This is a genomic window from Streptomyces tatrensis (assembly GCF_049310065.1).
Lineage (GTDB): Bacteria > Actinomycetota > Actinomycetes > Streptomycetales > Streptomycetaceae > Streptomyces.
In genome coordinates, this window is record NZ_JBMDLB010000011.1 from 1,505,414 (window position 1) to 1,522,595 (window position 17,182).

The following is a 17,182-nucleotide window of genomic DNA, read 5'->3' on the forward strand; positions in this document are numbered from 1 at the left end:
GCGCGGAGAGGGGCGGATCGATGAAGATCGGTGTGCTGGGGACGGGAAACATGGCAGATGCACTGGCCACGCACTGGGCGCGGGCCGGGCACGAGGTGGTCGTCGGAGGCCGGGACGAGCCGAAGGCCCAACGGCTCGCGGCACGCATCGGGGGCGGTGCGGGGCACGGGAGCCTGCGGGCGGCGGCGCGCTTCGGTGAGGTGGTGCTGGCCGCGCTGCCGTACGGCGCGGGAGCGGTCGTCGTCGCGGAGCTCCAGGCGGCGCTGAGCGGGAAGGTCCTGCTCGACTGTGCCAATCCGGTCGGGCCCGGCTTCCGGCTGCTGACGGAAGGCGGCCCCTCGGCGGCGGCGCGCCTTGCCGCGGCGGCACCGGGTGCGCAGGTCGTCAAGGCGTTCAACCTCTGTCACGAGGACGTGTGGCGGATGGCCCCGCCGGTCTTCGACGGTCAGCCCCTCGCAGTCCCGGTCTGCGGGGACGACGAGGCGGCGCTCGCGCGGGCGTACGAGCTGGTGCGGGCCGTGGGCTGCGAGCCGGTGGCCGCAGGCGGGCTGGAACGCGCCGGACTGCTGGAGGCGACCGCCGCGCTGTTCATCGGCCTGTGGGTCGCGGAGCAGGTCGACGTGCGGGCGATCGCGCCACCGTTGGCGTATGCGGCAGGCCCGAGCGCTGAGAGCGCGTGAGGTGTACCGGGCACCACTGCGTGAGGAGTTCTCGGCCCGCCTCTCAGGCACGGGAACCGGGCAGGCGGGAGCTGCTAGAGACGTGTCGCAGTGCGGACGAGGTCGGCGACGGCTCTGGACCGGCTGTGCGGTGGCCAGGCGATCACGGTGGTGACTGTCTGCGCGTCCAGCACAGGCACGGCGGCGAGGTCGCTGTGCAGTTGGGCTCGGCACGACTCCGGTGAGACCGCGCAGGCCCGACCGAGCGCGACGAGCTGCAACAGCTGCGCATGGTCGCGGACCTGCGGGCCGGGGCCGGGCGGGTAGGTACCGTCGCGGTCGGGCCAGCGCGGCAGGGGCAGGCCCGGCAGGTCGGCGATGTCGGCCATGTGCACATGGGTGCGGACCGTGAGCGGGTGCCCGGCCGGCAGGACCACTACCTGGCCCTCCGTGCTGAGCTCTTCGGTGTGGAACCCGGCCGTCGAGTCGAACGGCCGGTGCAGCAGCGCCACATCGGCCCGGCCCTCGCGCAGGAATCGTTCCTGCTCGGCCGGGCCGCACAGGATGACCTCGACGGGGACCGCGCCGGGTTCGGCGGCGTACGCCTCGAGCAGTTTCGCCAGCAGGTCCCTGGACGCGCTGGCTTTGGTGACCAGGACCAGGCCGGGACGGCCGGTCACGGAAAGAGCGGCGCGGCGGGTCCGGCGCTCGGCGGCGTCGACCGCGTCGAGGGCCGCCCGGCCCTCGACCAACAGCACCGAGCCGGCCTCGGTCAGCGTGACGCTACGGCTGGTCCGATCCAACAGCGCCGCTCCAAGGCGGCGTTCGAGCTGTTGGATGGCCCGTGACAAGGGCGGCTGCGCGATCCCGAGTCGCTGCGCCGCGCGCCCGAAGTGCAGCTCTTCGGCGACGGCGACGAAGTACCGCAGTTCCCGGGTCTCCATGCGGCCACGTTACCCCGGATCAATACCCGGACGGTATCGCTGCCCACTCGATCGGTCTTGGACCCCCGGCAGGTTCCGGGAGCAGCATGGCCCTATGAGCGAACGAACGATTGCGCTGGTCAGCGGCGCGAACAAGGGGATCGGCTACGAGATCGCCGCGGGCCTGGGCGCCCTCGGCTGGAGCATCGGCGTCGGCGCCCGGGACGATCGGCGCCGTGAGGCAGCGGTGGAGAAACTGCGCGCGGCCGGCGTCGACGCCTTCGGCGTACCGCTGGACGTGACCGACGACGCGAGCGCCACCGCCGCCGCGCGGCTGATCGAGGAACGGGCGGGGCGCCTCGACGTGCTCGTCAACAACGCCGCCATCACCGGCGGCATGCCACAGGAACCCACCCGGGTCGACCCCGCCACCATCCGGACGGTCATGGAGACCAACGTGATCGGCGTCGTCCGCGTCACCAACGCGATGCTGCCTCTGCTGCGCCGCTCCGCCGCGCCGCGGATCGTGAACATGTCCAGCAGTGTCGGCTCCCTCGCCCGGCAGTCAGGTACCGCCGCCGAGCTGACGGCGGGTCCGGTGGCCGCGGCGTACGCGCCGTCGAAGACGTTCCTGAATGCCGTCACCCTCCAGTACGCCCGGGAGCTGAAGGGCTCGAACATCCTGATCAACATGGGCTGCCCCGGCTACGTCGCGACCGACCTCAACGGCTTCCGCGGCGTGCGCACCCCCGAACAGGGCGCGGCGATCGCCATCAGGCTGGCGACCCTGCCCGACGACGGCCCGACCGGCGCGTTCTTCGACGACGCCGGTGTCGTGCCCTGGTGAAATGCGCAGCGGCGATCCCCCGGCCCGAACCCCGAGCCGGGGCACGGGCCCGGGGGACGGGCCGGAGTTTCGAGACGGCGGTGGCCGGCTCGGCCCCGATCGAGGATCCTTCACTCGCCGCCCTGATCGGACTCAATGGCGCGCTCGGCTTCCTCGGACCGCTTCTCCAACTCGTCCGGCGGGACGTCCTCGATGTGCGTGGCGACGTTCCAGCGATGCCCGAACGGGTCCTCGAACTGGCCGGTGCGGTCGCCGTAGAACTCGTCCTTGACCGGCCGCAGCTCCGTGGCGCCCCGGGCGAGTGCCTTGGCGAAGACCCCGTCGACGTCTTCGACGTACACGTGCAGGGTGACGGGCGTGCCGCCCACCGACTTCGGCGAGCGGAATCCGATGTCGGGGTACTCGTCCGCGAGCATGATGACCGAGTTGCCGAGCTCCAGCTCGGCGTGGCCGATCTTGCCTCCGGGTGCGGCCATCCTCATCCGTTCCCGTGCGCCGAGCACGGAGACGTAGAAGTCGATCCCGGCCGCGGCGCCGTCGATACAGAGGTACGGAGTGACGCGCGGGTATCCCTCGGGAATGGGCTGGACACTCACCGGCCACCTGCCTTTCGGACCGTGGCGGCCACGCCGACCGCCGCCTGCGACCAGAGATATCCCGAAGGTGACGCACACGTGCCGACGGCGCGCGGCGGTCGGGCATCGGATGCTCCGAAGGGCTGCGGGCGGGCACGGAAGAACTCACGGCGTTCCCCATGAACGGTGATGGATGCGAGGCTGAGGGCATGAGGTCGTCATGAGTACCGGAGCCGCCGCCCGTCTGGTGCTGTTGCGCCACGCCAAGTCCGCCTGGCCCGACGTCGCGGACCACGAGCGGCCGCTGGGGCCGCGCGGGCTGCGGGACGCGCCGGCGGCGGGGCGCTGGCTGCGCGATGCCGGCTGCCTGCCCGCCCTGGTGATCTGCTCCACCGCGCGGCGGGCCCGCGAGACCTGGGCGCTGGCGGCCGGACAGCTCGGCGCCGAGGTGCCGGTGCACTTCGACGAGCGGGTGTACGCCGCCGAGCCGGAGGATCTGCTGGAGGTGGTGTCCGAGGTACCGGAGGAGGTACGGACGCTGCTGCTCGTCGGTCACAACCCGGGCATGGCGGATCTGGTCGTCAGCCTCGCCCGGGAGGCCGTGGACGCGGCGGAGGCCGACAGGATCGGGCGGCTGTCGGAGAAGTTCCCGACGTCCGGCATCGCGGTACTGGCCTGCCCCGGCCCCTGGCAGGGGCTCGCGCCGGGCTCGGCCCGGCTGACGGACTTCGCCATCCCCCGGGGCGCCACCCGCTGACGCACGCCCTGAGCCCGGACGCGGTGGGGTGCGGCGACACCACTCGCCGCGCCCCCCGCCGCGTCCGGGCGCCTCCGGCGCACCCTCATGGCCGGAGGTGTGCCGGGCCCCTCAGACCCGGCCGTACGTGTGGAACCCACGGCCGCTCTTGCGGCCCAGCAGCCCCGCCTGCACCATCCGCTGGAGCAGCGGGGGCGGGGCGTACAGCGGTTCCTTGAACTCCTCGTAGAGCGATTCCGCGATGGCCGCGACCGTGTCCAGGCCGATCAGGTCCGCCAGCTTCAGCGGCCCCATCGGGTGGGCGCAGCCCATTTCCATGGCCGCGTCCACGTCCTGCGCGTCGGCGAAGCCCGATTCGGCCATGCGGACGGCCGAGAGGAGGTAGGGGATGAGCAGGGCGTTGACGACGAAGCCGGCCCGGTCCTGGGAGCGGACCGTGGTCTTGCCCAGCGTGTCGCGGGCGAACGCCTCGACGGAAGCGAGCGTGTCCGGCGACGTGTGGAGGGAGGACACGACCTCGACGAGCGGCAGGACGGGCACGGGGTTGAAGAAGTGCAGACCCACCACCCGGTCGGCGCGGCCGGTCGCCATGCCCAGCCGCATGATCGGGATGGCGGAGGTGTTCGTGGCGAGGATGGCCTCCGGGTCCTCGACGGTCTTGTCGAGGGCGGCGAAGATCTCGGTCTTCGCGTCGGGGTTCTCGGTGACGGCCTCGATGACGAGCTGCCGGTCGGCGAGGTCCTCCAGATCCCCGGTGAAGAGCAGACGGGAGAGCGCGTCCTCGGCGGAGCTCCGGTCCAGCTTCCCGCGCTGGACGGCGCGCTCCAGGGAGACGGCGACGCGCTCGCGGGCGGCGCGGGCAGCGGCCGCGTCCGCCTCGGCGACGACGGTGTCCAGTCCTGCGCGGGCGCACACCTCGGCGATGCCGGCGCCCATCAGGCCGCCGCCGACGACCCCGACGCGCAGGATCCGGCCCGGCTGCAAGGGGGAGTTCGCGGGGGCGTTCGCGGAGGCATTCACGGGGCCGTTCATGCGGTCACCCGCGCGGTGGCGGCGGTGCGGTGGACGAGGTGGCGGGTGTAGGCCTCGGGGGTGAAGAAGGCGGGGAGCCGCATCGACAGGGCGGTATCCACGAAGATCTCCCTGGCTTCGAGGGCGCGTGCCTGTGGATCCTCGGCCTCCAGGGCCGCGCATTCGGCGTCGAGGAGGTCGGTGACCGTTCCGCGGTCCACCCGGTCGTGGCGGAGCCACTGCCAGATCTGGACGCGGGCGATCTCGGCGGTCGCGGCGTCCTCCATCAGGCCGTACAGGGCCACGGCTCCGCTGCCGCGCAGCCAGGCGTCGAAGTAGCGCAGCGCCACTGCCACGTTGGAGCGGACGCCCTCCGGGGTCGGCGGGGCGGCGATCCGGCGGACGGACAGGAGGTCGGCGGCGTCGACTTCGACGTCCTCGCGCGTCCGGTCCAGCTGGTTCGGCCGGTCCCCCAGGACATGGCCGAAGACCTCGTGGCAGACGGGGACGAGACCGGGGTGGGCGACCCAGGAGCCGTCGAAGCCGTCCTCGGCCTCCCGCTCCTTGTCGAGGCGCACCTTCGCGAGCGCGGCGGCGTTCGCACCGGTGTCCTTGCTCGGGACGTGGGCGGCCATGCCGCCGATGGCGTGGGCTCCGCGCCGGTGGCAGGTCCGGACGAGCAGTTCCGTGTAGGCGCGCATGAAGGGGGCCGACATGGTGACGGCGGCCCGGTCGGGGAGCTGGAAGTCGGTGCGGTGGCCGAAGGTCTTGATGAGGCTGAAGAGGTAGTCCCAGCGGCCCGCGTTCAGTCCCGCACTGTGCTCGCGCAGTTCGTAGAGGATCTCCTCCATCTCGAAGGCGGCCGTGATCGTCTCGATCAGAACGGTGGCCCGGACGGTGCCCCGCGCAATGCCGAGCAGGTCCTGTGCGAGGACGAAGACGTCGTTCCACAGCCGCGCCTCGGAGGCGTTCTCCAGCTTGGGGAGGTAGAAGTACGGGCCGTGCCCGGCGTCGATCTGCCGCTGTGCGCAGTGGAAGAAGTACAGGCCGAAGTCGACGAGGGAGGCGGACACGGGGCGCCCGTCGATCGCCAGATGTTCCTCGGTGAGGTGCCAGCCGCGCGGGCGGACCATGATCGTGGCGAGGTTCTCGCCGAGGCGGTACTCCTTGCCTGCGGCGGTGGTGAAGTCGATGCGGCGCTCGATCGCGTCGAGCAGGTTCAGCTGGCCGCCTATGACGTTGTCCCAGGTGGGCGCGGTGGCGTCTTCGAAGTCCGCCATCCACACCCGGGCGCCGGAGTTGAGGGCATTGACGGTCATGCGGCGTTCGGGCGGACCGGTGATCTCCACACGGCGGTCGGTGAGCCCGGGGCTCTGAGGCGCGACCCGCCAGTGGGGGTCGTCGCGGACGGCTCGGGTGGCGAGCGGGAAGGCGAGCCGCTTGCCGTCGGCGAGGTGGGCGGAGCGGCGGGTCCGTTCCTTGAGGATGCCCAGGCGGCGGTCGGCGAACGCCGCGTCGAGCCGGCCGATGAACTCCAGTGCCTCGGCCGTCAGGATCTCCTCGTGGCGCTCACCCGGCACACCGAGGACCTGGACGCTGCTGATCGGGGGCTTGAGTGACATGCGGATCTTCTCCTCGGCGTGGGGCGGCCGGCGCCCGGGGCGGGGAGGAACGGGCCCCGGGCGCCGTCGGACGGCAGGTGGCAGGACGCGGGCCGGCTGGTGCGGGGCCGGCGGGCCGGAGCAAGGCCCGGCCGGAGCACGGGGGTTCCTAGTGGAACTGCTCTTCCTCCGTGGAACCGGCCAGCGCCGTCGTGGAGGAGGCCGGGTTGACGGCGGTGGAGACGAGGTCGAAGTAGCCCGTGCCGACCTCGCGTTGGTGCTTGACCGCGGTGAAGCCCTGGGCCTGGGCGGCGAACTCCCGCTCCTGGAGGTCCACGTAGGCGGTCATGCCGTGCTCGGCGTAGCCGCGGGCGAGGTCGAACATGCCGTGGTTGAGGGAGTGGAAGCCGGCCAGGGTGATGAACTGGAAGCGGTAGCCCATCGCGCCCAGCTCGCGCTGGAACTTGGCGATCTGGTCGTCGTCCAGGGCCGCCTTCCAGTTGAAGGACGGCGAGCAGTTGTAGGCCAGCATCTGGTCGGGGTACCGCGCGTGGATCGCCTCGGCGAACTCGCGGGCCTGGGCCAGGTCCGGGGTGCCGGTCTCGACCCAGATGAGGTCGGCGTACGGGGCGTAGGCGAGACCGCGGGCGATCACCGGGGCCATGCCGTTCCGCACCCGGTAGAAACCCTCCGCGGTGCGCTCGCCCGTCACGAACCGGGCGTCGCGCTCGTCCACGTCACTGGTGATCAGGTTCGCCGCCAGGGCGTCGGTGCGGGCGATGATCAGGGTGGGCGTGTCGGCGATGTCGGCGGCGAGGCGGGCCGCGTTCAGGGTGCGGATGTGCTGCGCGGTGGGGACGAGCACCTTGCCGCCGAGGTGGCCGCACTTCTTCTCCGAGGCGAGCTGGTCCTCGTAGTGGATGCCCGCGGCGCCGGCCGCGATCATCGCCTTCGTCAGCTCGAAGGCGTTCAGCGGTCCTCCGAAGCCGGCCTCGGCGTCCGCGACGATCGGCGCCAGCCAGTCCGTCCCCCCGTCGGGCGAGCCCGTCGTGCCGCCCTCGGCGGTGGCGATCTGGTCGGCGCGCAGCAGCGCGTTGTTGATCCGACGGACCACCTGGGGAACGGAGTTGACCGGATACAGGCTCTGGTCCGGGTAGGTGTGCCCGGCCTGGTTCGCGTCGGCCGCGACCTGCCAGCCGGAGAGGTAGATCGCCTGCAGCCCGGCCCGGACCTGCTGGACGGCCTGGCCGCCGGTCAGCGCGCCCAACGCGTGGATGTAGTCCTGCTCGTGGAGCTGTCGCCACAGGCGCTCCGCGCCCCGCCGGGCCAGGGTGTGCTCCTCGCGGACGCTGCCGGACAGCCGGACCACGTCCTCGGCGGTGTACGTCCGCTCGATGCCCGCCCACCGCGGGTCGTCCGCCCACCGCCGCTTCAGCTGCTCGGCCGCCGCCGTCGTCGTCGCGTTCGCCTCTGCCATGACCGTCACCGTTTCCATCCGTCGCTTGTTCTGCCAACGCACCGAGGAGAAGACCGGGCGCTGGCACTACGTGCCTGAGTAGGAGATGCGGCCGCCGGACCCGCCTGCGGGGGCGGAGCCGGGCAATGCTGCCGATCTGCCGGAGGTGGGCTGACCAGATCGCCGAAATCAGGGCATGAGTCGGGGATCCGGGGTCCGTTCCGGCTACCGCTTCCGGCTGGCCGCATGACCGACTCTGGCATTGGCACTGGGTGCCAACAAGGCGGTACGGCTGCCAAGGTTTGCGAATCTTCGAGGCCGCGTTTGCCAAGTTTGCGAAGCCTCGGTGCGGGCGAAGTCCCCCTATGCTGACGGAGCCCGTCCGACGGTGGAGGAGTCCGGTGAGCAAGACGTACGCGGGGGCGCGCCTGCGCAGGCTGCGCGAGGAGCGCCGCATGACCCAGGCGGACCTCGCCCGGCTCCTCGGCATTTCACCGAGCTACCTCAACCAGATGGAGCACGACTCCCGCCCGCTCACCGTCCCGGTGCTGCTGCGGCTGACCGAGGCGTTCGGGGTGGATCCCGGGTTCTTCTCGGAGCGTGACACCAGCCGCATGGTGGCCGACCTGCGCGAGGCCCTCGCCCAACAGGTGGCCGAGGCCCGGGTCTCCCCCTCGGATCTGGCGGAGCTGGCCACGCGGATGCCGGCCGTCGCCTCGGTCCTGCTCGACCTGGGCCGGCGGAGCCAGTTGCTGGCCGAGCGGCTCGCCGACACCGCCGACGGCCGCGATTCGACGGCGGAGGCTCCGCGTTCGCCCCACGAGGAGATCCGCGAGTTCTTCTACCGGCGGCAGAACTACCTCCACGACACCGACCTCGCCGCCGAGGACCTGGCCGGCGAGATCGGCATCCGCCCCGGGGACGTCATCCGCGCACTCACCCGTCGCCTCACCGACCGGCACGGGATACGCGTCTGCGCGGACTCCGACCGGCTGCACCACTACGACGCCAGCGCCCGGGTGCTCCACCTGTCCAACCGGCTCCGCCCGGGACAGCAGGCCTTCCGGATGGCCACCCAACTCGCCCTGATCGAGTACGGGGACGAACTCGACCGGCCGGCCACCGAGGACTTCGCGCCCGGTTCCCCGACGCACGCCCTGGCGCGGATCGGCATCGCGAACTACTTCGCGGCAGCCCTGATCCTCCCGTACGCGGCGTTCCACACCGCCGCGGAGCAGTTCCGCTACGACATCGAGCGGCTCACGGACCACTTCGGGATCGGTTACGAGACGGTCTGTCACCGCCTCAGCACTCTGCAACGCCCCAGGCTGCGCGGTGTTCCGTTCTCCTTCGTCCGGGTCGACCGGGCCGGGAACATGTCCAAGCGGCAGTCCGCCACCGGATTCCACTTCTCGCGAGCGGGCGGCACCTGCCCGCTGTGGAACGTGTACGAGGCCTTCGCCGCACCCGGCCGGATCCACGTCCAGATCGCCGCCATGCCCGACGGCGGGCGCTACCTGTGGACCGCGCGCGCCGTCACCCGGCACCGCGGCGGCTGGGGCGAGCCGGGCAAGACCTTCGCGATCGGGCTCGGCTGCGAGATCCGGCACGCCTCCCGGCTCGTGTACGCGGACGGACTGGACCTCGACAACAGGTCGGCCGCGACCCCCATCGGCATGGGCTGCCGTCTCTGCGAACGCCTCGACTGCCCCCAGCGGGCCGTCCCGCCCCTCGGCCGGGCCCTGGCCATCGACGAGAACAGCAGCACCTTCGTCCCGTACCCCGTCGCGGGCGCTCCGGCCCCCGCCCGCGACCGCCGTGGAGTTTGATGTACTTCAGCCGTGTGTACGAGGGATTCCGGCGGAGAGCGATGAGGCTGCGATGAGTGAACTGACGAAGCCCGAGGTCCAACTCCCGGAGGGTGAAGCTCCCGAGGAGCTGACCGTCCGGGACCTCGTCGTCGGGGACGGGCCCGAGGCGAAGCCGGGCAGGGTCGTCCGGGTGCACTACGTCGGGGTCACCTTCGCGTCCGGAAAAGAGTTCGACGCCTCGTGGGACCGGGGCGAGCCGTTCAAGTTCGCCGTGGGCGGAGGCAGGGTCATCAAGGGCTGGGACCGGGGAATCAGGGGGATGAAGGTCGGCGGCCGTCGCGAGATCATCGTTCCCCCGCGCCTCGGCTACCGCGACCAGTCCCCCTCGCCGTTGATCCCGGCGGGTTCCACGCTCGTCTTCGTGGTGGACCTGATCTCCGTGGTCTGAGGGAGGCCCGCGGCCGAAGGGAAGTCCGCGGCCGGAGGAAGGCCTGCTGCTCCCCCGCCTCCCGGTTCGCCCACCGGGGTGGATCCCCTCCCCCGGAGGGCTCAAGCCCGGCCCCCGCCTCGGCCGTCCGGCGCGCGTCCGGCACGAAGCTGCTGCCTGCCCACTTCCCGGCGCGACTCGGAGGTCCGTAGGCCCATGCCCCACTCACACCCCAGCCCACCCGCAGAGTGTCCCCGCTCCGTCCGGCGCGGCCGACGGGCGGCCACGGGGGCGGCAGCCGCGACTGCCGCCCTGGCACTGGTCCTCGCGCTGCCCGGCATCGCGCTGGCGGCTCCGGGGGACCTGGACCCCGCCTTCGCCGACTCCGGCAGGGTCCAGACGTACTTCCCCGACGACGGCGGTCCGTGGGACTACGCCGAGGGTCTGGACGTCGCCCGGCAGGGCGACGGCAAGCTGGTCGTGGCCGGCCGCGTCACGGGGCCGGGCGTCCCGTTCGACATGGCGCTGATCCGGTATAACGCCGACGGCAGCGTCGATACCGGATTCGGCGGCGGCGACGGCCGGGTGACCAGCGATTTCGGGGGTGACGACCAGGCCGAGGCGGTGGCGGTACAGCCCTCCGACGGGAAGATCGTGGTCGCCGGCCGTACGGAGGTTCCGGACGAGGGCGGCGGCTGCTGCTTCTTCTCCGTCGCCCGCTACAACACCGACGGTTCCCTCGACCAGGGCTTCGGCGCGGCCGGGCTGGTGCGCGTGGACGCGTTCGGCAGTGCCTCGGGGGCCGCCGACCTGGTCGTCCAGCCGGACGGAAAGATCCTCGCGGTGGGCCTCAGCGGCGGGGCCGGCTTCGCGCTCGCCCGACTCAACCCGGACGGCAGTCCCGACCCGTCCTTCGGCGGGGACGGCACGGTGGTGGCGGGCTTCGCCCCCGCCTTCCCCGGTGACGCGGGCGGGCAGGCCACCGGCCTGGCGCTCCAGGCGGACGGCAGGTTCGTCGCCGTCGGCCAGGTGGGCAGTACCGCCTTCGACTTCGGGGTGGCCCGCTACCTGTCGAACGGCAGCCTCGACACGTCCTTCAGCGGCGACGGCATGGCCACCGCCGACTTCGGCGGCACGGACTTCGGCCGGGCCGTGGCGGTCCAGTCCGACGGCGCGGTCGTCGCCGCCGGATCGACCAACACCGGTTTCGCACTGGCCCGGTTCACCGCGGGCGGCAGTCCCGACGCCGCCTTCGGCACCGGCGGCCGGGTCACCACCGTCTGGCCCCTCAGCACGGCGGTGGCGTACGACATGACGCTCCAGCAGGACGGGAAGATCCTCGTCGGCGGTACGGCCGACGACCCCGACAGCCAGGAGGCCACCGACTTCGCCCTCGCCCGCTACCTGCCGAACGGCAGCCTGGACACCGGCTTCGGCGGCGGTGACGGCCGGGTGTACACCGGCATGCTGGGCGGTGAGGAGGTCCGGGGACTGCTCGTGCAGCCCGACGGGAAGATCGTGGCCGCGGGCCTGGCCGGACTGGGTGCCTTCGGCATCGCCCGCTACGAAGGCGGCGGCAGCACCCCGCCCCCGCCGACCGCCGACCTGTCGGTGACGAAGACCGGCACGACGGCCGTGAGCATCGGCGACCAGGCCTCGTACACGGTACGGGTCTCCAGCGCCGCGACGTCCACCGTGACCGCGACGGGCGTGACGCTCACCGACACCCTCTCGGGAGCCGGCGGCACCCTCCTGTCCGCCGTCCCCTCCCAGGGCACCTGTACGACCACGGCGACCGGGGCGAACTGCGCCCTCGGCAGCCTCGCACCGGGTGCGAGCGCCACGGTCACGGTGACGGCCGAACCGCGTGCCACCGGCACCCTGACGAACAACGCCTCCGCCACCGCCTCCACCCAGGACCCGAACCCGGCCGACAACAGTGCGGGCGCCTCGACCTCGGTGAACAACTCCCGCGGCTGCACCCTCATCGGCACCAGCGGTACGGACACCCTGAACGGCGGCTACTCCAACGACGTGATCTGCGCCCTCAGCGGCAACGACACCGTCCGCGCGAGCTACGGCAACGACACCGTCCACGGCGGACCCGGCAACGACAACATCGACGGGGGCTTCGGCGACGACACCCTGAACGGCGGCCCGGGCAACGACACCCTCACGGGCTACTACGGCAACGACCGCCTGACCACCACCGACGGCGTCGGCGCCAACGACACCGCCAACGGCGGCATGGGCTCCGACACCTGCACCACCGACCCGGGCGACACCCGCATCAGCTGCCCCTGAGCCCGCTCGACGCCCGGGAGGGGTTCGATCCCCACCTCGTTCCCCTCCCGGCTCGTCACCTTCCGGCTCGTCCCCCACCCGGCTCGTCCCCCACCCGGGCCGAGCTGTCGCTCCGCACGAACATTCCGCCCGCGTCGCGATGAGTTCGGGCTCCACCGCCGGTCTACCCTCCAGACCCATGCCCCGAAGGAGCGGAACATGACCGGTACGACGATTCTCGACCTCGGACCGCAAGCCCGGATCGTGGCCCGCCTCGCGGAGGGCGTCCCGGACGCCCTGCTCGCCGGGCCGACGCCCTGCCCCGAGTACGCGGTCGGCACCTTGCTGGGCCACCTCGCCGGCCTCGCCGTCGCCTTCCGGGACGCCGCCCGCAAGGATCTGGGCCCCACGACGGACACGGCCCCCGACACGGCCGTGCCCTCCCTCCCCGCCGACTGGCGCGAGGAACTGCCCCGGGTCCTCGGCGAACTGGCCGAGGCCTGGAGCGATCCGGCCGCCTGGACCGGCATGACGCGCGCGGGCGGCGTGGACCTGCCGGGCGAGATCGCAGGGGTGGTCGCCGTCGACGAACTGGTGATCCACGGCTGGGACCTGGCCCGGGCCACCGGCCAGGAGTACGCACCCGATCAGGCCGCGCTGGAGACCTCGTACGCCTTCCTCCTGGAGTCTGCGAAGGAAGGGGGCGGCGGGGACATCTTCGGTCCCGTGGTGCCCGTGGCGGACGACGCCCCGCTGCTGGACCGGGCGGTCGGGCTGAGCGGGCGCGATCCGGGCTGGACGGGCCCTACGGGGCCGGGCGCGCGGAGTGGCCGGATCTGACAGAACCTCGTCATTGCGGCCATCACCGCGGGGCGAAATGATCAGCGCATGCCCGAACCGCACAGAGTCGTCATCGTGGCCTTCGCCGGTACGGAACTGCTGGACGTCACCGGCCCGGCCGAGGTGTTCTCGGTCGCCACACGGGTGGCCGGCACCACCGGCCCCGGCTATCTCGTCCAGATCGCCACGGCCGACGGCGGACCGGTGGCCACCTCCAGCGGCGTCCGGCTGCTGGCGGACCTGGCCCTCGACGAGGTGCGCGGCCGGGTCGACACCCTGCTCGTGGCCGGCGGGGTCGACGTGGTGGGCGACGCGGTGGAGCCGGTGATCGACCGTGAGGTCACCGGCTGGCTGCGGGAGGCGGCGCCGCCCGCGCGCAGGACCGGGTCGATCTGCGCGGGAGCGCACCTGCTGGCCGCGGCGGGCCTGCTGGACGGACGGTCCGCCACGACCCACTGGCTCACCGCCGCGCGGCTGGCCGCCGACCATCCCCGGGTCACCGTGGAGTCGGACCCGATCTTCATCCGGTCGGGGAACGTGTGGACCTGCGCCGGCGTCACCTCGGGGCTGGACATGGCGCTGGCGATGGTCGCCGAGGACCACGGCCAGGCCCTTGCCCTGGCCACGGCACGGATGATGGTCATGTACGTCAAACGGTCCGGCGGGCAGAGCCAGTTCAGCGTTCCGCTCTCCGCCCCGGCCACTTCGGGCGACCGGATCGACGAGCTGCGCGTGTGGATCGCGGACCATCTCGCCGAGGACCTCGGCGCAGAGGCCCTGGCCGCACGGCTGCACCTGAGCGTGCGCCACTTCTCCCGGCTGTTCCGGCTGCGCACCGGGGGCACGCCGGCCGCCTACGTGGAATCCGCCCGCCTCGAAGCCGCCCGCAGGCTGCTGGAGGAGAGCGACGGCAGCCTGCCGGAGATCGCCGCGACCACCGGCCTCGGCTCGGTGGAGACCCTGCACCGCTCCTTCCGGCGCCGGCTGGGGACCACGCCCGCCGAATACCGGCGCCGATTCCGCTAGCCCCGACACACCCGCGCCATCCGGCGGCGCCATCCGTCCGCCCCCTCCGCCCGCACCGTCCATCGGCAGCGCGGCGGATCCCCGGCATGCCCGCACGGGCAGCAGCCGTCAGACACGTCATGGAGGACGCCATGTCCCGTACGAAGGTCATCCCCATCCCCGTCATGGGCCGAACGGCCATCAACGCCTACCTGCTCCTGGGCCGACGGCCCGTGATCGTCGACGCCGGGACGCCCGGCAGCGGCCGGAAGATCTACGACCGGATCAGCGAGCACGGAGTGGACCCCTGCGAGGTCTCGCTGATCGTCATCACCCACGGGCACGTCGACCACTTCGGCTCCGCCGCCGAACTGCACCGGCTCACCGGCGCGCCCGTCGCCGGCCACATCGCCGACCTCGGGCCGTACCGCACCGGCCGGGTCCGCGAACCGTACCTGCCCACCGGTCCGATGGGCCGCATCATGGACCGGAGCAAGGACCTGCACGCCCAGGCCGAACCCATCGACCCCGGGGTCCTGATCCGCGGCGAGACCTCCCTCGAGGACTTCGGGGTCGCGGCCCGCATCATGCCCACCCCCGGGCACACCGCCGGATCGGTCTCCGTCCTCACCGACGGCGGCGACCTCGTCGCCGGCGACCTGGTGGCGAACTCCTTCATGGGGCTCATCCCGGGCAGACCGGCCAATCCGCCCTTCCACGACGACCCCCGGCAGAACCTCACCAGCCTGCGCGCCATGCTCGCCCTCGACCCCACCCGACTCCACGTCGGCCACGGCGCCCCGCTGGACACCGACCGGGTCCGGCGCTGGGCGGACCGGGAGGGCGAGCGCCTGTCCCGACGCGAGGCGGCCGGCCGGATCGCCACCCGCGCCGCGGAAACGGGCTGACCCTCCGCTCCTCAGGGCTCACACAGGCGTACGGCGAGGGCGGCGATGTCGTCGTCGAGGCGCCCCCTGCTGTAGCGGAGCAGATCACGGTGGAGAGCCGTGAGCAGTTCGCGGGGCGGGGCCACCGGCTGTCGGCGCATCCAGGCCGTCAGCGGGAAGAACTCGCCGTCGCGGGCGCGTGCTTCGGCGATCCCGTCGGTGTACAGGAGCAGCACGTCGCCGGTGGCGAAGTCGTAGGTGTCGACGCTGTACTGATCACCGATCAGCTCCGCGAGGCTGAGCAGCGGGGAGGGGCTGGCCGGGTCGAGGACACGGAGCTTCCCGCGGTTCAGGATCAGCGGCGGCGGGTGTCCGCAGTTGAGGATGTTGATGCGTGCGCCCTCGTGCGGGATCTCGACGAGGAGCGCGGTGGCGAAGCGCTCCATCGGCCCCTCGGGGGGAAAGGCGGAGTTGTACCGCATGCTGCTGGCGTCCAGCCTGCGCGCGATGTCCACCAAGTCGGGCTCGCCGTACGCCGCTTCGCGGAAGGCGTTGACGATCGCCGCGGCCGCCCCCACGGCCGGCAGGCCCTTGCCCCGCACGTCGCCGATGAGCAGCCTGACCCCGTACGGGGTGTCGACGCCTTCGTAGAAGTCCCCGCCGATGCGGGCCTCCGCCGCGGCCGCGAGATACAGCGACTCGATCTCGATGCAGCCGATGCGGCGCGGCATGGGGCTCAGCACCACCTGCTGCGCCGCGTCGGCGACGAGCCGCACCTGGAAGAGCGTGCGCTCCCGCTGGAGGCGGACATGGCTTCCGTACGCGGCGGCCACGGTGACCGCGATGATCCCCGAGGCCGTCCACCACGTCCCCAGATCGGGGAAGACGAGGCTGAGGCCGATCATCAGAAGGAGGCAGACCGTACCGAGCAGGACGGTGGGGAGAACCGGCCACATGGCGGCGGCGAGGGCCGGCGCCGCGGGCAGCAGACGGCTGAAGGCCATGTCCGGCGGAGTGGTGTAAGCGAGGCTGGCGATGACGATGGTCAGGAGGACCGGTGACAGCCGCACAAGCCATTCCTGGCCGGGGCGTCTGCGGACCCGCGGCCGTCCAGACTCGATCACATTTATCAGAATATCTGCGAAATGAGGATAAAGCGCCCTGGCGTACGGAGGCGGTCGGCCGTCCCACCGGCGCGAGCGCGCCGTCTCGGTGGTGATGACCCCGCCGAGCCGTACGACGAATATGCCCTACGGATATGCCGCAGATGGGCGTGGAAATGGGGTTGCACGGCGCCATCGAGTTCGGGAACCGGCTGCTGACCGGGGCGCTGTGCGCGGTGACGGCCCTGCTGGTCTTCGTCGGCACGCTCGTCACCGGCTCCGGCCCGCACGCGGGTGACTCCTCCGACGTGCCGCGGATGCCCTTCGACTGGACGGCCGTGACCGTCGTCCACGGCGTGCTGGCCGGGGCGGTGCTGGTCCTGGCCGGAGCCCTGTTCCACGCGCTGCCCAAGGGCGGCTTCGGCGCCGCGCGCCGCAAGGCCGTCGTCTTCCTGGCCGTCCTGCTGAGCCAGGGCCTCGTGGGGCTGGTGCAGTCGGTGACGGCCCTGCCGTCGCTCCTCGTGCTGCTGCACCTGCTGGGCTCGGCGCTCGTGCGGATCGGAGCGCTGCAGGTGTACCTCACGGTCGGGAAGGCCCGTTCCGGCCGGGCGGCTCCGCCCGCCGGCACCCCGCTGCCGCGCGCGCGGGGCGCCGCGGCACACGTCTGACCGGCCGGGCCCCCGTCAGTCGCTGGAGCGGCGTCTGCCCCGCTGGCGGCGCGGGTACGGCAGGAGCCGTGGCGAGCGTTTGGCGGCCACGTCCTCGACCCAGCCGAAGGTCAGGACCAGGCCGCCGACCAGCGGGATCGCCACCAGCAGGGTGAACCATTGGCTGGCCAGCAGCCACTGACGGCTTCTACAGCGCCGGAACCAGCCACATCAACACCGTTCCGAAGTCCTGACCCCGGGCCGGGTGCGGCCGGGCAGCCGCCCCCGGCCGCGCCGGCTCCCCAACCGCCCCTGAGGCGGGGCCGATCGCGCCCGGGCGGTGATCGCGT

General features: G+C 72.6%; 17 protein-coding genes. 10 read left to right on the forward strand and 7 right to left on the reverse strand.

The genetic code is table 11. The features are described 5' to 3' along the window. The first annotated feature begins 20 nt into the window (after positions 1 to 20). The gene (locus tag ACODT5_RS22490; RefSeq protein WP_422521100.1) at positions 21 to 680 is read left to right on the forward strand and encodes an NADPH-dependent F420 reductase; all 660 of its coding nucleotides are present in this window, start codon (positions 21 to 23) and stop codon (positions 678 to 680) included. Positions 681 to 754: 74 nt separating this feature from the next. Here the strand turns inward: ACODT5_RS22490 and ACODT5_RS22495 are convergent, their stop codons facing one another. Further along, a complete protein-coding gene (locus ACODT5_RS22495; RefSeq protein WP_422521101.1) occupies positions 755 to 1,603 on the reverse strand; it encodes a LysR family transcriptional regulator in 849 nt (282 codons plus the stop codon). A gap of 94 nt (positions 1,604 to 1,697) precedes the next feature. Here ACODT5_RS22495 and ACODT5_RS22500 point away from each other — a divergent pair, with 94 nt between their 5' ends. Further along, complete coding sequence (locus tag ACODT5_RS22500) at positions 1,698 to 2,429, forward strand: SDR family NAD(P)-dependent oxidoreductase (protein WP_422521102.1); 732 nt, start codon at positions 1,698 to 1,700, stop codon at positions 2,427 to 2,429. A gap of 110 nt (positions 2,430 to 2,539) precedes the next feature. Here ACODT5_RS22500 and ACODT5_RS22505 read toward each other — a convergent pair whose 3' ends face one another. Beyond that, on the reverse strand, positions 2,540 to 3,025 hold the full coding sequence (locus ACODT5_RS22505; protein ID WP_422521103.1) for a VOC family protein: 486 nt from the start codon (positions 3,023 to 3,025) through the stop codon (positions 2,540 to 2,542). Between the two features lie 199 nt (positions 3,026 to 3,224). Here ACODT5_RS22505 and ACODT5_RS22510 point away from each other — a divergent pair, with 199 nt between their 5' ends. After that, on the forward strand, positions 3,225 to 3,761 hold the full coding sequence (locus ACODT5_RS22510; protein ID WP_422521104.1) for a SixA phosphatase family protein: 537 nt from the start codon (positions 3,225 to 3,227) through the stop codon (positions 3,759 to 3,761). 111 nt (positions 3,762 to 3,872) lie between these two features. Here ACODT5_RS22510 and ACODT5_RS22515 read toward each other — a convergent pair whose 3' ends face one another. From ACODT5_RS22515 to aceA, 3 genes are all read right to left on the reverse strand, one after another. Then, positions 3,873 to 4,793, reverse strand: coding sequence for a 3-hydroxybutyryl-CoA dehydrogenase (locus ACODT5_RS22515; RefSeq protein ID WP_422521105.1), 921 nt, complete (start codon positions 4,791 to 4,793; stop codon positions 3,873 to 3,875). Further along, the gene (gene aceB, locus ACODT5_RS22520; RefSeq protein ID WP_422521106.1) at positions 4,790 to 6,394 is read right to left on the reverse strand and encodes a malate synthase A; all 1,605 of its coding nucleotides are present in this window, start codon (positions 6,392 to 6,394) and stop codon (positions 4,790 to 4,792) included. Before aceB ends, ACODT5_RS22515 begins: the two co-directional genes overlap by 4 nt. A 148-nt stretch (positions 6,395 to 6,542) precedes the next feature. Further along, entirely contained in the window at positions 6,543 to 7,850 is a 1,308-nt protein-coding gene (aceA, locus tag ACODT5_RS22525; protein ID WP_422521107.1) for an isocitrate lyase, read from the reverse strand. Positions 7,851 to 8,230: 380 nt separating this feature from the next. Between aceA and ACODT5_RS22530 the strand changes: the two genes are divergently transcribed. The 6 genes from ACODT5_RS22530 (at position 8,231) to ACODT5_RS22555 (ending at position 15,103) form a co-directional block, all read left to right on the forward strand. After that, on the forward strand, positions 8,231 to 9,658 hold the full coding sequence (locus tag ACODT5_RS22530; RefSeq protein WP_422521108.1) for a short-chain fatty acyl-CoA regulator family protein: 1,428 nt from the start codon (positions 8,231 to 8,233) through the stop codon (positions 9,656 to 9,658). Between the two features lie 52 nt (positions 9,659 to 9,710). Beyond that, the gene (locus tag ACODT5_RS22535) at positions 9,711 to 10,088 is read left to right on the forward strand and encodes an FKBP-type peptidyl-prolyl cis-trans isomerase (protein ID WP_422521109.1); all 378 of its coding nucleotides are present in this window, start codon (positions 9,711 to 9,713) and stop codon (positions 10,086 to 10,088) included. A gap of 195 nt (positions 10,089 to 10,283) precedes the next feature. Next, positions 10,284 to 12,371: a calcium-binding protein gene (locus ACODT5_RS22540; protein WP_422521110.1), complete on the forward strand. Its 2,088-nt coding sequence runs from the start codon at positions 10,284 to 10,286 to the stop codon at positions 12,369 to 12,371. A gap of 198 nt (positions 12,372 to 12,569) precedes the next feature. Beyond that, the gene (locus ACODT5_RS22545) at positions 12,570 to 13,190 is read left to right on the forward strand and encodes a TIGR03086 family metal-binding protein (protein WP_422521111.1); all 621 of its coding nucleotides are present in this window, start codon (positions 12,570 to 12,572) and stop codon (positions 13,188 to 13,190) included. 48 nt (positions 13,191 to 13,238) lie between these two features. Continuing rightward, complete coding sequence (locus ACODT5_RS22550) at positions 13,239 to 14,216, forward strand: GlxA family transcriptional regulator (protein WP_422521112.1); 978 nt, start codon at positions 13,239 to 13,241, stop codon at positions 14,214 to 14,216. 131 nt (positions 14,217 to 14,347) lie between these two features. Next, positions 14,348 to 15,103 carry an MBL fold metallo-hydrolase gene (locus ACODT5_RS22555; protein WP_422521113.1) on the forward strand — a complete coding sequence of 252 codons (756 nt, stop codon included), beginning with the start codon at positions 14,348 to 14,350 and terminating at the stop codon, positions 15,101 to 15,103. 11 nt (positions 15,104 to 15,114) lie between these two features. Here ACODT5_RS22555 and ACODT5_RS22560 read toward each other — a convergent pair whose 3' ends face one another. After that, positions 15,115 to 16,152: a PP2C family protein-serine/threonine phosphatase gene (locus ACODT5_RS22560; RefSeq protein WP_422521114.1), complete on the reverse strand. Its 1,038-nt coding sequence runs from the start codon at positions 16,150 to 16,152 to the stop codon at positions 15,115 to 15,117. Positions 16,153 to 16,349: 197 nt separating this feature from the next. Here ACODT5_RS22560 and ACODT5_RS22565 point away from each other — a divergent pair, with 197 nt between their 5' ends. Then, a complete protein-coding gene (locus ACODT5_RS22565; RefSeq protein WP_422521115.1) occupies positions 16,350 to 16,853 on the forward strand; it encodes a COX15/CtaA family protein in 504 nt (167 codons plus the stop codon). 15 nt (positions 16,854 to 16,868) lie between these two features. Here ACODT5_RS22565 and ACODT5_RS22570 read toward each other — a convergent pair whose 3' ends face one another. Continuing rightward, positions 16,869 to 16,997 (reverse strand): hypothetical protein, encoded by a 129-nt coding sequence (locus ACODT5_RS22570; RefSeq protein WP_422521116.1) that lies wholly within the window; start codon positions 16,995 to 16,997, stop codon positions 16,869 to 16,871. Positions 16,998 to 17,182: the final 185 nt, after the last annotated feature.